The organism is Candidatus Delongbacteria bacterium, assembly GCA_041675285.1.
Taxonomy (GTDB): Bacteria; CAIWAD01; CAIWAD01; order CAIWAD01; family CAIWAD01; genus CAIWAD01.
Map to the genome: position 1 here is coordinate 118,494 of JBAYTZ010000009.1, position 14,986 is coordinate 133,479.

Sequence of the window (14,986 nt, forward strand, 5' to 3'; positions counted from 1 at the left end):
TTTTCTAGGTTCAGGCAGCAATCCTGGGAGAAATCATGAGCCCGCGCTGGTCCGCCCTGTTCCTCGTGTTGTGTTGCAGTCTTTCCGCCCTGGCCGTTCCCGCCCGTCCGGGCTGGCTCAGCGGGCAGTCACAGGGGCGGGAGTTCCGCTTCCACCTGCAGGGCGACGAGTTCGCCAATTGGGCTGAGTCCGAGGACGGCTACACGCTGCTCCAGGATCGCGGCGGGGCCTGGCGCTACGCCGAGGCGGCGGCGGACGGCTCCCTCAGGCCCGGCGTCCAGGCCTATCGCCCGGGGGCCCCGGGGCCGCCGGCGGCGCGCGGCTTGCGGCCGGATCCGCAATGGCTGCGTCAGACCGTGGGCGCCCTGCGCCAGCAGCGCGACGGGGCCCGGCTGGAGCTGCGGGAGCGGGTGGAAGGCCAGTGGCGCCTGCTGCTGCTGCTGATCCGCTACCCCGACCAGACGCCCCAGGTGGAAGCGCCCAATTTCGACCAGATGATGAACCAGTCCGGCTGGCACGGCACGGGCTCCTTCAATGACTTCTACACCTCGCTCTCCTTCGACCGCTTCAGCACCCAGAGCGACGTGCTGGGCTGGTACACGGCCGAGCATCCCCACGACTACTACGGCTACAACCAGGGCTGGTCGCCCTCCCAGGAACTGGTGCGCGAAGCCGTGCTGGCGGCGGACGCCGAGGTGGACTACTCCCAGTACGACAACAACGGCGACGGCGTGGTGGACGCCCTGCTGGTCGTGCACACGGGCCAGGGCGCCGAAGAGGGCAACCAGTCCAACATCTGGTCCCACCGCTGGGCCATGTGGGGCCAGGAGCTGGAGCTGGACGGCGTCACCATCAGCGACTACACCATGCAGCCCGAGCTGCAGGGCACGGGCCAGTCGGCCATCGGCGTCTACGTGCACGAGTTCGGCCACGCGCTGGGCCTGCCCGACCTATACGACACGGACTACAGCTCCAGCGGCGTGGGCAACTGGTGCGTGATGTCCGGCGGCAGCTGGGGCGGCGGCGGATCCGGCGGCAACGCCCACACGCCGGTCTCCTTGAGCGCCTATTGCCGGCAGGCCCTGGGCTGGGCCGCGGTGACCACGGTGGAGGGCGAGCTGCTCGACCATCCGCTGCCCGCCCTGCACCTCTCCGACGAACTGGTCCGGCTGGAGCTGCCCGAGCATCCCGGCCAGTACTTCCTGGCCGAGAACCGCCGCCTGACGGCCTGGGACCAGCACCAGGCGGGCGAGGGGCTCTACGTCTGGCACGTGGATGAGAACGCGGGCGGCAACTCCGACGAGGACCACTATCTGGTGGATCTCGAGCAGGCCGACGGACTGCGCGACCTGAACCACAACCTGGGCGTGGACGCCGGCGACCTCTTCCCGGGCGCCACCAACAACCGGCACTTCGACGCCTTCAGCAGCCCGGCCAGCCTGCCCTACGGCGGGACGGAGAGTCCGGTCATCATCACGGAGATCGGGGATCCCGCCGACAGCATGAGCGTGAGCTTCTTCCAGGTCTTCAACCACCAGGACCTGCTCTGCACGGCTCTGCAAGTGGTGGAGGACACGGACCAGGACGGCGTGGCCGAGGCGGGGGAGGACGTGGCCCTGCGGCTGACCCTGCTCAACCGCGGCGCCAGCGTGGACAGCCTCTGGCTGGAGCTCAGCGCTCCGGGTCCGGGCATCGAGGCGTTGGAGTCCGGGCTGTCCCACGGGCCGGTGGCCGCGGGCGAGGCCTTCCTGAGCGGACTCTTCCACCTGCGCCTGGACGCCGGACTGGCGACGGGACGCCGCGAACTGGTGCTCGCCAGCCGGGATCCGGCGGATTGGTCCCAGAGCTGCCGCACGGAGCTGCAGGTGGGGCGGGGCGACCTGCTGCTGGTGCTGGACGGCGCCGAGCCGGAACTGGCCGAGTGGTACGAGAACGCCCTGCAGTCCAGCGGCCGGGTGGTGGAGCGGCGCCGGCCCACGGAGAGCGGTCCGCCGCAGGATCTGGCCCTCTATCCCAGCGTGTTCTGGGTCACGGCGGAGGCCCCCGCGCCCCTGGACGGCGCCGACGTGCAGGCCCTCGGCGACTATGTGGAACAAGGCGGCCACCTGCTGCTCAGCGGCCAGCACCTGCTGGACGGTCTGGACGAGGCGGGGCACGCCTTCCTCGGCGCGGACCCGGGCGTGGCCTGGGCGTCCATGCCCCGCGTGCTGGGCCTGAGTTCCGGCGGCCTGCTGACGGACGACGAGGCCCTGCTGCTGGTGGGAGCCAATGGCGCCTGGAACCAGCACCTGCCCACCACCAGCCTGCTGCCCCGGCCGGGCAGCACCCTGGCCGGCCGCTGGAGTTCGAGCCAGAACGGCGCCCTGCTCCGCCGCACGGCGGGGGCCGGTCGCTTGCTGGTGGCCGGCTTCAGCCTGGAGGCGGCCCACGGGGCGGCCAACCTGCTCAGCCTGGAGCAGTTCCTGGGGCGGGCCCTGCCCTGGCTGGACGAGGGCCTCGAGACGGACGTGGCGCCCGCGCCGGAGCCTGACCGGCGTCCCCAGGGTCTGAGTCTGGCCGCGCACCCCAATCCCTTCAACCCCCAGACCCACCTGACAGTGGATCTGGCGCGCCCCGAGATCCTGACTCTGCGCGTCTGGGACCTGGCGGGCCGCCAGGTGCTGGAGCGGCCCCTGGGCCTCCAGGCGGCGGGTCGCCACGAGATCGCGCTGGACCTGTCCGGCCGGGCGTCGGGCCTCTATCTGGCGGAAGTGGCGGGACAGGCGGGGGGCCGGGCGTGCACGCGCCTGCTGCTGTTGAAGTAGCCCTGGCCCAGGCCCGGCAGGCCCTCGAATCCGCCGGGCGCGTGCTGGTGCTCTGCGGCGCCGGTCTCTCCGCCGCCTCCGGCGTGCCGACCTTCCGCGGGGCGGACGGCCTCTGGCGGCAGCGCCGCCCCGAGGATCTGGCCACGCCGGCGGCCTTCGACCGCGCCCCCGAGGAGGTCTGGGCCTGGTATCGCTGGCGCCTGGAAGCCCTGGCCCAGGCCCGGCCCAACCCGGGGCACCGGGCGCTGGTCCGGCTGGCGCAGCGGCGTGCGGGCGTGGTCCTGAACCAGAACGTGGACGGCCTGCTGGAAGAGGTCTGGCAGGCGGCGGGGCTGGATCCCGCCCGGTTGGCCGCCCTGCACGGCAGTCTGCGCCACGCGCACTGCGAACGCTGCGCCGCCGCGCGGCCCATGGCCGAGCTGCCGGCGGACGCCCTGCCCCGCTGCTCCTGCGGCGGCCGTCTGCGGCCTTCGGTGGTCTGGTTCGGCGAGTCCCTCCAGCCCCAGCACCTGCGGCTGCTGGCGGAGGAGCCCGCGCGCTGCGACGTGGGGCTGGCCGTGGGCACCTCGGCCCTGGTCTGGCCTGCGGCGGGCGTGCTGGAGGTGCTGCGCCGCCGGGGCCGCCCTGTGATCGTGTTCAACCCCGCATCGGACGCCGCCCTGCCCGGCGACCTGCACGTGGAGCTGGGCGCGGAGGACGGACTGGTCCGCGTACTGGAAGGATGGGAGGCCCGCGCTTGAGCCCACACACGCCCCGCCCGCGCCGGAGCCGCCTGCTGCGTCCGTTGCTCTGGCTGCTGCCCGCCCTGCTGCTGGGCAGCGGTTGCGGAGCCTACTTCAACACCTACTACAACGCCGACAAGGCTTACCGCAAGGGCGAGCGCCTGCAGGCCGACAGCGGGGCCAAGACCGCCCGGGCCCAGTACGACGAGTGCCTGAAGATCAGCTCCAAACTGCTCCAGTTCTACCCGGAGTCGCGCTGGGTGGACAACACCATCCTGCTGGTGGGCCAGTGCTACGTGCGGATGGACCAACAGCGCCGGGCGCTGCGCAAGTTCGACGAACTGGAGGCGCGCTTCCCCGACTCGCCCCTGCTGCCCCGGGCCCGCATCTGGCGCGCCCGCGCGCTGCTGGCCCTGGAGAACGAGGGCGCCTGCCTGGAGGAGTTGGCCCGCCTGCCGCTGGACGACCTGCCCCGGGCGGACCGCGTGGAGGCCCTGCGCGTCTACGCCGACCTCTACCGTGGGGACGGCGACCGCGAGCGGCTGGTGGAGACCCTGGACCGCCTGCTGAAGATCGCGCGCCGCAACCAGGACCGGGCGGCCATCCACCTGGACATGGCCGCCGTCCAGGAGGAGAGCGGCCAGTGGGAGGAGGCCCTCAAGCACTACAACGCCGTGCGCCGCTTCCGCCCATTGCGCTCGCCGCTGCTCAAGTCCTGGCTGGGCAGCCTGGACAACAACCTGCGGCTGGGGCGCCTGGACGTGGTGGAGCGCCGGCTGCGCAAACTGGGCAAGGACGAGCGTTTCTATCCGGACCGCCACGCGCTGCAACTGCGCGAGGGCTGGCTGCGCGAGCGCCGGGGCCAGCTGGCCGAGGCCCGGGCGGACTGGAACGCCATCCTGAAGGACGTCCCGCGCACCGAGAGTTCGGCCGCCGCCTCCCACTCGCTGGCCCAGGCCTTCCTGCGGCACGACGGCCAGTTGGACAGTGCGCGCGTCTACTTCAAACGCACGGCCACGGAGCAGTCCGGCAGCCGCTGGGCGGACAGCAGCGCCGTGGCCCTGACCCTTGTGGACGCGCTGGACCGCACGCACAAGGAGATCCGGCGCCTGGACGGCCTGATCTCCCACACGCTGGCCGGCCTCTGCCCGGACAGCGTGCGGGTGCAATTTGCCCAGACCCTGCTGCCGCGGTTGCGGGCCCGCCAGGACAGCCTGCGGGCGGACTCCCTGCGCGTCCTGGGCGCGCCGGACAGCCTGGGAACGGGTGACAGCCTGACAACCCAACAAGTGGATGCCGCCCTGCTGCCCGCGACGCCCCCGGCCAAATCCCCGCCGCCCCGCCCGGCCGACGCTCTCGGCAAAGGCGAGCCGGCCCGGCCCGACAGCCTGGGCCGCCCGGAGAGCGGCGGCCGCAAGGGCGGCAGCCGCGTGCGCCTGTTCGACTTCCAGAAGAAGGAGCGCGAAGTGGCCCAGGCGGACAGCCTGAGGCGCGCCCACGAGGCCGACAGCCTGAAGCGCGTGGACGACGAGCTGCGCCGCCGCCGGTCGGACTCGCTGCTGGTGGCGGCCGTGCTGGACACCTTGAGCCACTGGCCGGACATCGACAGCCTGCGCCTGCAGGCCACGGGCGACAGCCTGTCCCGCCTGCGCTTCGACCAGCACTTCTACCTGGCCGAATTGCAGACCCTGCGCATGTACCGGGCACCGGTGGCGGACAGCCTGCTGACCCTGCTGCTGGCCGAACCCAGCGCCTCGGATGAGCAGGCGGCCCGCCTGCATTACGCCTACGGCTCCCTGCGGCTGGACGCCTTCGCCGACAGCAGCGGCCGCCGCTATCTGGAGACCCTGCTCCGCCGCTGGCCCCTCTCCCTGGCAGCCAACCCGGCCCGCGACCGCCTGGGCCTGCCGCGCACGCTGAGCGAGGCGGACAGCGCCGCGGTCCGACTCGCGCTGGCCGAAGAGCTGCGCCTGGAGGGCCGGGATCCGCTGGGCGCGATCCGGGCCTACCGCCAGGTGGCGGAGGACCATCCCAGCACGCCCCAGGCCGCCACGGCCCTGCTTGCCGCCGCGGCCGTGGCCTGGGAGGATCTGGAGAACCCCGCCCTGGCCAACGGCTTCTACCGGCGCTACCTGCGCGCCTATCCGCAGCACGCGGCCGCCGACCAGGTGCGCCGGCGCCTGGGCCAGGCCGTGGCCGAACCGGAGGCGGCGGTGGCGCGCGTGGAGGAGACCCAGCAGGTGACGGTCACCGAGGCGCGCGTGGACGAGAGCGGCGTGTTCGTGGACCCGGATGCCGGCCGGCCGCTGGGCGAGCGCCTGCAGAGCCTGCGCGAGCGCTTCCGCGAACTGGGCCGTCTCAAACTGGAGCAAATCCTGGAATGACCCTGCAACGCCGACAGGAGCGGCTGGCCGTGCGGGAGATCCGCGGACTGGGCGCCGACCAGTTCCAGCTGATCCTCGAACGGGGCCCGGACGCCGGGATCCCCGCCTTCCGGGCCGGGCAGTTCGCCCAGCTGGCCGTCCCCGGCCACACCCTGCCGCGCCCGTTCTCCATCCTGCGGGCCGGAACGGACCAGCTGGAGTTCCTGGTCAAGGTGGTGGGACCGGGCACTGCCTGGCTGGCCGACCGCCGGCCGGGCGAGCAGGTGTCCGTGCTCTGGCCGTTGGGACACGGCTTCCTGGACCGCCTGCCGGCGGACGCGGATCCGGCCGAGGAGGGACTGCTGGTGGGGGGCGGCGTGGGCATCGCGCCGCTGATCGCGCTCTGGGAGCAGGAGGCTGGTCGGCGCCCGTTGCGCGCGGCCTTCGGGTTTCGCGACCGGCCAGGCGTGGCGGCGGCGCGCGCGCTCCAGCCGGAGCTGGCGATGGAAATCAGCACCGAGGACGGCTCCGTGGGCCGCGCCGGCCGGGTCACGGACCTGCTGGCGGACTGGCTGGCTGAGGCGCCGGAGCGACCGCGGCGCATCTACTGCTGCGGTCCCGAGCCCATGATGGAGGCCGTGGCCCGGCACGCCCGCGCTGCCGGCGTGCCCTGTCTGCTCAGCCTGGAGACCCTGATGGGCTGCGGCATCGGCATCTGCGTGGGCTGCGCGGTTCCGGTGTCCACCGGCGGATTCCAGTTGGCCTGCCAGGCCGGGCCCGTGTTCGCACTGGACGAGTTGGCCGACAGCGAGCCGGCCCGGGAGGCCTGCCGATGACACTCACCGTGCGGTTGGGGGACTTGGCGCTGCGCAATCCCGTCTGCCTGGCCTCGGGCACCTGCGGGTTTGGGCGCGAACTGGACGACCTGCTGCCCCTGCACGAGCTGGGCGGCCTGTTCAGCAAGGCCGTCACGCCCGAACCCCGCGCTGGCAATTCCATGCCGCGCCTGGCGGAGACCGAGCACGGCCTGCTCAACTCCATCGGACTGGCCAACCCGGGCCTGGAGGCCTTCTGCCGGGACAAGCTGCATTACCTGCGCGGGCTGGACACGGCAGTCTTCGTCAACGTGGCAGGTCGCACGGCCGAGGACTACCTGACCGTCTGCCGCCGGCTCCAGGAACTGGAGGACGAAGCGGGGCCGACCGCCGGCGCGCTGGCCGGCATCGAACTCAACGTCAGCTGCCCCAACGTCAAGGAGGGCGGGATCAGTTTCGGCGCCCGGCCCGGCCCGCTGGGCGAATTGGTGGCGCGCGTCCGAGCCGTCTGGCGCGGCCGCCTGCTGGTCAAGCTGACCCCCCAGACCGCCGACGTGGCCGAACAGGCCCGGGCGGCGGAGGCCGCGGGCGCCGACGGCCTGAGCCTGATCAACACCATTCCCGGGATGTCCATCGACCTGCGCACCCGCCGGCCGCGCACCGTCACCAACACCAGTGGCTACAGCGGTCCGGCCATCCGGCCCGTGGCCGTGGCCCAGGTCTACCAGGCAGCTCGCGCCGTGCGCCTGCCCGTGGTGGGCATGGGCGGCATCCAGAGCGGGTGCGACGTGGCCGAGTTCCTGCTGGCCGGGGCCAGCGCCGTCCAGGTGGGCACGGCCTCCTTCGCCCAGCCGGACGCCGCCCGGCGGATCCTGGCGGAGTTCGAGGCCTGGCTGGAGCGCGAGGGGGTGGCCACGGCGGCCGAACTGGTGGGGGCCGTGCGGCCCTGGTGATCCTGGACGGCTGAATCGTACGACGCCCCGCGGCGAGCGCCCGGGGCGTTTTCCTTGTCCGGTTGGCTGGGGGGAACGCTCAGGGCAGGGTGAGAACCCGCACTTCCACCTCGGCCGTGCCCTTGTCCAGGAAGCCCAGCCGCCGAGCCGCTTCGCGCGAGAGATCCAGATCGCGGCCTTCCTTGAAGGGCCCGCGGTCGTTCACCCGCACTTCGAGTTTCTTGCCGTTGGCCAGATTGCGCACCTGAAGCCAGGTTCCGAAGGGCAGTTCGCGGTGGGCCGCGCTCACGGCACCCAGGTCGTACGCCTCCCCCGAGGCCGTGGACTGGCCGTGCAGGCCGTCCCCGTACCAGGAGACCGTGGTCCGCCAGATCTGGCCGGCCTGAAACTCTGTCTGGGAGCTGGGGGCTTCCACCGGCCGCGCGGCGCGCACCGGGGCGGGGGCCTGGGCCTTGGGAGCCCGCAGGCGCGCGGGGGGCGTGTCTGGTCGGGTGAAGCGCGGCACGGAGGAGCAGGAGAGCAGCAGGGCCAGCGCCAGAATGGATCCAAGGCGCAGCCAGTGCCGGGGCTCTCCGGTGCTCAAATGCATGCCGTTCTCCTGCTGGGCGGCGGGCGGTGTGCGCGCCGCAAGAGGCTTCCGAACCGGAAAAGCGGGGCACGATGCCCGCGGGTCATGGAGAAGCCTTCATCAACATACGACAAGATGAGTGGACGTGAAAGACCCCCGGTGGGGTCAGCGCGCGTGCAGGGCGGCCAGCTCGGCCGGGCTCAAGGGACGCGGGGTTCCCGCCTGCCGCGCCAGCCAGGTGATGCGGGCCACCTGTTCCACCTGCTCGAGGAAGTGGAAAGCCTCGCCCAGGGAATTGCGTGAGACGGCCACCACGCCATGATTGGCCAGCAGGATCACCGGATGCTCGTGCAGCAGGCCGCGCACGGACTGGAACAGACTCTCGCCGCCGGGGGGAGCGTAGGGCGCCAGCGGCACGGGTCCTCCCAGCAGTTGGACGAGCTCGGGCTGGAGCAGGGGGGTCAGGCCCTCGGTCGTGCAGGCGAAGGCCGTGCAGTAGGGGGCGTGGGCGTGGATCACGGCCCGGGCCGCGGGCAGGTGGCGATAGATCCCCAGGTGCAGGGGCAACTCGCTGGAGGGCTGCCCCGCCCCTGCGCCCTGTCCCTGCTCGTCGAGTTTCAGGAAGTCCCGCGGCCCCAGCTCCGCCTTGCAGCGCTGGGAGGGACTGAGCAGCCAGCTCCAACCGTTCCGGCCGGCGCGCCCCGTCTCCGACAGACGCACGCTCAGGTTGCCCTCGTAGGCCACCACCAGGCCGCGCTGGTACAGGCGCCGGCCGCAATCCGCCAGCTCGGCGCGCAGTTCGGTCTCGCTCATCGGCCCGGCTCCCAGGCCACGCGCACGCCCAGCAGTCGTCCGGGCGCGGCCAGGGTCCGCTGGACGGCCACGGATTCCCCGGCCCGCCAGTCCACCCAGCCCGCCGCCGGGTGCGGATCCCGGCCCAGGTTGCGGCCCCAGAGGGCCAGCGACCAGCCGGGCGTGCGGGCGTGTTCCAGCCGCAGTTCGGCGTCCAGCCAGGCGGCGCCGGGCAGTTCGGGCGTCCAGCCGGCCTGGTTCTCCGGGTCGCGCGCGCCCATGGCGCTCACCTGCACGGCCGGCGCCAGGCTCCAGCCGGCTAGGCTCAGGCGCGTGCCGGCTTCCAGCCGCGCCGACCAGGCCGCCTCTCCGGGCAGGCGGCGCAGGACGGCCTCCTGGCCCACCCACAGGCTGGTGTCCGGCAGGGGCCGCCAGCGCCGGCCTTCCGCCCGCAGCCGGCTCCAACGCCCCTCCAGGCTGCCGTGGCCGGCCCGGCCCTCCAGGCGCAGTCCGGCCTCCAGCCCCGCCTGCAGGGCGTTGAGCGGCCGCAGTAACTGGGCCAGGTCCAGCGTGGACTCGCGCGGCGTCCAGCCCGCCAGCGGCAGGTTGTGCCAGCTGCGGCCCCAGAGGCCCAGATTGAGGCGAATGCTGCGACCCAGCGGACGCTGGCCGCGCAAGGCCACCTCGTCCAGTTGGATCGCGGGCAGCAGGGTTTCCAGTTCGCCCTCGGAGCCGACGGGGGCCACCAGCGGCAGGTCCCAGAGCCGGTCGGGGCTGCGCCCCAGATCCCAGGCGCCCCCCGGTCCGGCCATGCTCAGCCGGCGCTGCCAGGCCAGATCCAGGCCCCAGCTCCCCGGGCGCAGCAGCAGGGCCAGACGCGGCTCCAGGGCCAGCAGATCCTGGTTGAAGGCCGCGTCGGGCACGTCGCCCAGCTGGAACAATCCCACCGGCCTCCGCCGCAATTCGTAGAAGTGATAGCGCAGGTCCAGGCAGGCCTCGAAGGAAAAGCGCGGCGTCCAGTCCCAGCGGTCGCGCAACCGCGCCTCCAGCAACAGATCGTCCTCGTCCAGCGCCAGCCAGGGATCCCGCCCGCCCGGCAGCAGCGGGTTGGCCCCCAGCGCGGCGTCCAGCCGGCGGTGGTGGGACTCCACGCCGACGGCCCCCTGGAGCAGGCCGCGGGCGTGCGCCTGTTCCAGCGCCATGCGCAGGCCCAGGGCGCGCCGGCGCTCCACACGGCGGGTGTCGAACCAGGCCCGCTCCGGCAGGTCGCCCGTGACCAGCAGGCGGTGGGTCGGACGGTCCAGTTCCAGGCCCCGGGTCTCCTGCCGGCGCTCGCGCCACCAGAGCCGCACCTCGCCCGTGCCTCCGCCGGCGGGCAGCCAGGTGGCCCGGCCCTGCCAGGCGAGCTGGCGCTGGCGCAGCTCGGCCTCCGCCAGGGCTTCCAGCGAGGCTTGCGGCAGCCAGAGCCGGGGCAGTTCCGTGCTCAGGCGGCGGCGCTCCAGTCGGCCCAGCTGCAGGGTCTGACCCAGCAGTAGGTGCCGCGCCGCCAGCCAGCGGTGCTCCACGACCCCCTGCGCGCCGCCCTGCCCGCGGCCCAGCTCGGGCGCCTGTCCGCTGGCTTGTTCCAACCTGGCCTGCAGGTCCAGCTCGTGCCAGAGACCCAGCCGCAACCGGGTCCGGCCACCGGCCGCCAGCGCCCCCGCCAGCGGCCGCTCCAGCCAGAGCGCCGGGCCCGTCGCACGGGGCCGCGCCTGGCGCCAGCCTGTCAAGCCCCGGTTGGAGAAGAAGCCCTCCAACCCCAGCGGCTGCCAGCCGGCGGCGCGCTCGCCGGTCGGGGTGGGCCCCGTGTCCGACTCCAGCCAGAGTCCGCCCCAAGGATCTTCCCGGGGCAGGCCGTCCTGCTGCACTTGGACGGGCTGGGCCAGGGGCTGCCAGCCCGCGGCATCCTCGCGCCCGTCGCGGTCCAGATCCCGCGGCGCGGCCAGCCCGGCGCCGGGCAGCTGCAGGCTGTCGGCGGCGAAGCCCTCCGTCAGATGGCGTTCGAGTTGCAGCTCCAGGGTCAGGAAGGCCTCCTTGCGCAGCCAGAGGCGCTGACGCAGGGGCGCGAAGCCCGGGGCGCTCACCCGCAGCTGCAGCGGGCCCATCGGCAGATCGGCGAAGCTGTAGTTGCCGAATTCATCGCAGCGGCAGGTGTCGCGCCCGGCGACGATCACCTGGGCGCCGGGCACGCCGGCCGCCTGGTGCTGGACCTGGCCCCAGAGGCGCAGCGTGCTGCGGGCCTCAAGACGCATCGGCAGGGCCAGCAGCGCGGGCAACGTGGCACCCAACAAGGCCGCCTGGAGGCGGCCGTAGCGGAGTATGAATCGGGCAGTGTAGGACCGCGGAATGCTCATGGCGCAATATACCTCACGCTCAGGCGGGAAGCGGGCTCCCGGCCCCGGCTTGTGTTACGTTTCCCCCATGAACACCACTTATCCACGCGTCCGTCCGCTGGCCCTGGTACTGGGAATCGGGACCCCGTTGGCCCGCGCCCTGGTGGCCGCGCTCGCCACCCGGGACACGGATCTGCTGCTGGTGGACGCGGACGGCGAAGGCCTGTTGGCGCTGCGCGAAAGCCTGGGCTCCGTCATGGTCCACGTCCAACTCTTCCAGGCCGATCTGGCCCGCAACGCGGGGCGTCAGGACCTGCTGCGCTTCCTGTCCCTGGCCGGCGCCAAGCCGGACCTGCTGCTCTTCCTGGCGGCCGAGAGTCTGGAGGAGAAGGCCCTGGCTGCGCCCCTGCCCCAGGCCCGGCGCGTGCTGGAAGCCAATTTCAGCGCCTTGGACGAACTGCTGCGCAGCGGCATTCTGGCCCACATGCTGCACGAGGACAACGGCTACATCCTGCTGGCCATGCCGCGTCCGATGCCGGGAGCGCTGGGCGGCCACGCCCTCCAGGCGGCGTCCTGCGCCGCGCTGCAGCAGTACGGGCTGGCGCTGCGGGAGGAACTGCAGGGCAGCGGCGTGGGCCTCACGCTGGCGCTCTGCCCGCCAGTGGCGCTGGCACCGGGCTCCACCGCCACAGCGCCGCAGCGGGTGTTGGCGGAGCGCCTCCTGCGGTCGTTGTTTGCCAGGCAGGCGCAGGCCCAGGCTGGCGGCTGGTGGACGGGACTGGCCGCGCCGCTGCGCTGGGGCGGTCGCAGGATGCGCGGGCGCCGCTAAGGGGGAAGGGTGCACGGTCCCGGCGGCCATTGAAAGGCAGAAACGGAAAACGGGGGGCGCGGGCCCCCCGTTTCATGCCACCTCCCGGAATCGAACCGGGGACACCGCGATTTTCAGTCGCGTGCTCTACCAGCTGAGCTAAAGTGGCGTCCAGACTCTGGCGGGTCAAAAACAAGGCCCAAAACATAGCGCCGCAGGCTGCGAAAGTCAAGGTTGCGGCGCTGCTCTTTGCCCACCGAACCCTGGGAATCAGTCCTGAGGCGCACGGCGGAAGCCGATCCGGTCGAAGGGATTCACCACGCTGGTGAGGATGTTCAGCCAGTGGGAGTTGATCCGCTTGAGATAGCGCACGTAGAGTGCCAGCGTCACCTGGGTGCAGGGATCCAGCGGGACGGGTTGCTTGCCCGCCACCAGGATGTTGGCGATGCGGTCGCAAGCCGGATTGATCCAGTACAGGTCGGCGATCAGCGCGGCCGCGCTCTTCTCGTCGTTCTGCTGGAAGGCCTGCCGGCCCTGGGGCAGAAGCCGGTCCAGCACGTGTTCCTCGATGCGCCGCAGTTCCTCCTCGAAGGGGCCGCCCTTGAGCTGCGGCTCATGCTCGCGCGCCAGTTCCACGATGTTCTTGGCGTAGTCGCCCACCCGCTCCACGTCGATGATGATGCTCACCAGCACCAGCGAGGGGTAGACCTGTTCGGCGCCCATCACGGAGAGGTGGGTGAAGACCTTGCGCCGCACCTCGGATTCGTAGCGGTTGACCACCTGATCCATCCCGGAGATGTCCAGATCCCGCGGCGCCTTGTCGGTCTCGCGCAGGGCCTGGCGGGCCACCCGGACCATGGTCTCCACCTGCTGCAGCATGGTGTCGGTGTCTCTCAGCGCCTGATCCAGCAGGCTGTCCTTGTTGAACAGGTTGAGAAAGCCCTTCAGCATGGAACACTCCTAATCCATAAGAAAAATGAAGGCGACGGGTATCAGGAAGAACACGGTCAGGACGTAGGCGAAGGGAATCACCCGGCTGCGCATGGAGACATCCGCCAGCCGGCTGGCCAGGTAGATCGGCACCGCACGCAGCGGCAGAAAGACCGCCGTGCCGGCGGCGTTGAACAACGTGTGAACCAGCGCGATGGCCAGGGCCAGCGGATTCTGGGTGGCCAGGGCCGCCATCAGGGCCGTGATGGTGGTCCCGATGTTGGCGCCCAACGTGTAGGGGTAGATCTGGCGCAGGCTCAAGAGGCCCGCTCCCGCCATGGGCACGATCAGGCTGGTGGTCACGGAGCTGGACTGGACCGCCATAGTCAGGCCCAGTCCGATCAGAAACGAGCGCGAGGTGGACTTGAACAGGCTGTCCTCGAACCAGGTCTCTGCCTTTTGCAGAGCCAGGCTTTTCAGGATGTTCGTCAGGAACAGGATGCTCCCGAACAGCAGGGTCAGGGCCAAGGCCAGGGAGAGCCAGGCGTGAGGGTGCCACCACGTGTCCGCGGGCAGGATGGACTCCAGCAGGTGGATCATCCCGCTGGCCACCGGATGGATGGCCAGTTTCAGCGGGCTCATCAGGTCCAGGCCGTGCATGCCTTCCAACCCGCGCGCCATCCAGAGTCCGCTGGCGCTGAACACACCCGTGGCCAGTTCCAGCGGGAAGAACAGCAGCACGCACAGCAGATTGAAGATGTCGTGCACCGTGGAAGCGGCGAAGGCCCGGCGGAATTCGGCTGAGCGGTTGATGTGCGCCAGCGAGACCAGGGTGTTGGTGATGGAGGTGCCGATGTTGGCGCCCATGATGATCGGCACCGCCAGGGGCAGTTGCAGGCTGCCGGCGGCCACCAGGGCCACGACCATGCTGGTGGTGGCCGAGCTGCTCTGGACGATGCTGGTGGTCAGGATGCCCACGAATAGGGCCGTGAAGGGGTTGCTGGTGAGATTCAACAGCTGGGCCGTCAGGCCCGAACCGAAGAGCTTGAAGGATTCCGCCATCCATTCGATGGAGACGAAGAACAGGAACAGCACAATGGCCAAACGCAGCAGACGCTGACTGAGGGGCAGGGTGGCCGGCGGAGGGCTGGGACTCATGCGCGTGTCCGTCCTGATCAGTGGGACTTGCAACCCAAGGTACAGTTGGGCGAGGGAAGTCACCACGAGGCAGCCGGACTTCCTCGTGGGCCGCACATGCATTCGCGGCGTCTGCGCAGCCAATCCCGTGAATCGGGCGATCCATGGATTGATAGACAAGAGGATCAAAACCTGGATCTAGTCTCGATGTTCAGAACCGGATCTGCGCGGTAGGGGACAGATTCGCGGGATCTGCGGGCCGTGCCCGATTGGTGATTCGAAGGACCCGGGGCCGGCCGCTTGGTCGGATCGTCGCAGTTCCCAGCTTATTAGTTTACATAATACATCTTATGCGAAGTCAACTGCAGGCGTCTTGGACCGAACAGAACCACAGAGTCACGGAGACACAGCCTAGTTTGGGCCGGGGTTGGGATGGGCTCAGACCCGAGCTCTTCTTGCGCACGAAGACTCAACGACTCGAAGACGGATGGTTCACGTGAGGTGTCGATCGCCAGAACTTTGATGGAGCGAGGTGAAGCGCGCAGCGCTGAACCAGAACCAGGTGGTGACGCCGTCAGGCGGAACCGAGTACATGGAGCCAGGCAGCCCATGCGTCGGCCAGCGGAAGCCCGCCGGGAGGCGGGCTGACTCTGGACGTTGAGAAAAAGCGCCTCTTTGGCGCCACCTTTCTGGCGCAAGCAGAAAGGTGGCAAACAAGGCGC

11 protein-coding genes and 1 tRNA gene are annotated in these 14,986 nt (G+C 71.3%); 6 read left to right on the forward strand and 6 right to left on the reverse strand.

The window, feature by feature from the left end; all coding sequences use genetic code 11:
• Positions 1-35: 35 nt before the first annotated feature.
• The 5 genes from WC326_10555 to WC326_10575 are packed head-to-tail and all read left to right on the forward strand — an operon-like array spanning position 36 to position 7,657.
• Complete coding sequence (locus WC326_10555; protein ID MFA7331498.1) at positions 36-2,804, forward strand: M6 family metalloprotease domain-containing protein; 2,769 nt, start codon at positions 36-38, stop codon at positions 2,802-2,804.
• Positions 2,777-3,544 carry a Sir2 family NAD-dependent protein deacetylase gene (locus WC326_10560; protein ID MFA7331499.1) on the forward strand — a complete coding sequence of 256 codons (768 nt, stop codon included), beginning with the start codon at positions 2,777-2,779 and terminating at the stop codon, positions 3,542-3,544. Before WC326_10555 ends, WC326_10560 begins: the two co-directional genes overlap by 28 nt.
• Complete coding sequence (locus WC326_10565; protein ID MFA7331500.1) at positions 3,541-5,910, forward strand: tetratricopeptide repeat protein; 2,370 nt, start codon at positions 3,541-3,543, stop codon at positions 5,908-5,910. Before WC326_10560 ends, WC326_10565 begins: the two co-directional genes overlap by 4 nt.
• Positions 5,907-6,725 carry a dihydroorotate dehydrogenase electron transfer subunit gene (locus WC326_10570; protein MFA7331501.1) on the forward strand — a complete coding sequence of 273 codons (819 nt, stop codon included), beginning with the start codon at positions 5,907-5,909 and terminating at the stop codon, positions 6,723-6,725. Before WC326_10565 ends, WC326_10570 begins: the two co-directional genes overlap by 4 nt.
• Positions 6,722-7,657, forward strand: coding sequence for a dihydroorotate dehydrogenase (locus tag WC326_10575; GenBank protein ID MFA7331502.1), 936 nt, complete (start codon positions 6,722-6,724; stop codon positions 7,655-7,657). Before WC326_10570 ends, WC326_10575 begins: the two co-directional genes overlap by 4 nt.
• Positions 7,658-7,736: 79 nt before the next feature.
• On the opposite strand, the gene WC326_10580 is transcribed toward WC326_10575, so the two are convergent.
• From WC326_10580 to WC326_10590, 3 genes are all read right to left on the reverse strand, one after another.
• Positions 7,737-8,246, reverse strand: coding sequence for a septal ring lytic transglycosylase RlpA family protein (locus tag WC326_10580; protein ID MFA7331503.1), 510 nt, complete (start codon positions 8,244-8,246; stop codon positions 7,737-7,739).
• Between the two features lie 144 nt (positions 8,247-8,390).
• A complete protein-coding gene (locus tag WC326_10585) occupies positions 8,391-9,038 on the reverse strand; it encodes a class II aldolase/adducin family protein (protein ID MFA7331504.1) in 648 nt (215 codons plus the stop codon).
• Positions 9,035-11,344: a carboxypeptidase-like regulatory domain-containing protein gene (locus tag WC326_10590; GenBank protein MFA7331505.1), complete on the reverse strand. Its 2,310-nt coding sequence runs from the start codon at positions 11,342-11,344 to the stop codon at positions 9,035-9,037. The genes WC326_10585 and WC326_10590 overlap by 4 nt, the downstream gene beginning before the upstream one ends.
• Positions 11,345-11,477: 133 nt before the next feature.
• Here WC326_10590 and WC326_10595 point away from each other — a divergent pair, with 133 nt between their 5' ends.
• Positions 11,478-12,218, forward strand: a complete 741-nt coding sequence (locus tag WC326_10595; GenBank protein MFA7331506.1) for an SDR family NAD(P)-dependent oxidoreductase — start codon at positions 11,478-11,480, stop codon at positions 12,216-12,218.
• 75 nt (positions 12,219-12,293) lie between these two features.
• Here the strand turns inward: WC326_10595 and WC326_10600 are convergent.
• The 3 genes from WC326_10600 to WC326_10610 form a co-directional block, all read right to left on the reverse strand.
• A tRNA-Phe gene (locus tag WC326_10600) sits at positions 12,294-12,366 on the reverse strand.
• 101 nt (positions 12,367-12,467) lie between these two features.
• Positions 12,468-13,148 (reverse strand): PhoU domain-containing protein, encoded by a 681-nt coding sequence (locus tag WC326_10605; protein MFA7331507.1) that lies wholly within the window; start codon positions 13,146-13,148, stop codon positions 12,468-12,470.
• Positions 13,149-13,157: 9 nt separating this feature from the next.
• Positions 13,158-14,285 (reverse strand): Na/Pi symporter, encoded by a 1,128-nt coding sequence (locus WC326_10610; GenBank protein ID MFA7331508.1) that lies wholly within the window; start codon positions 14,283-14,285, stop codon positions 13,158-13,160.
• Positions 14,286-14,986 lie beyond the last annotated feature (701 nt).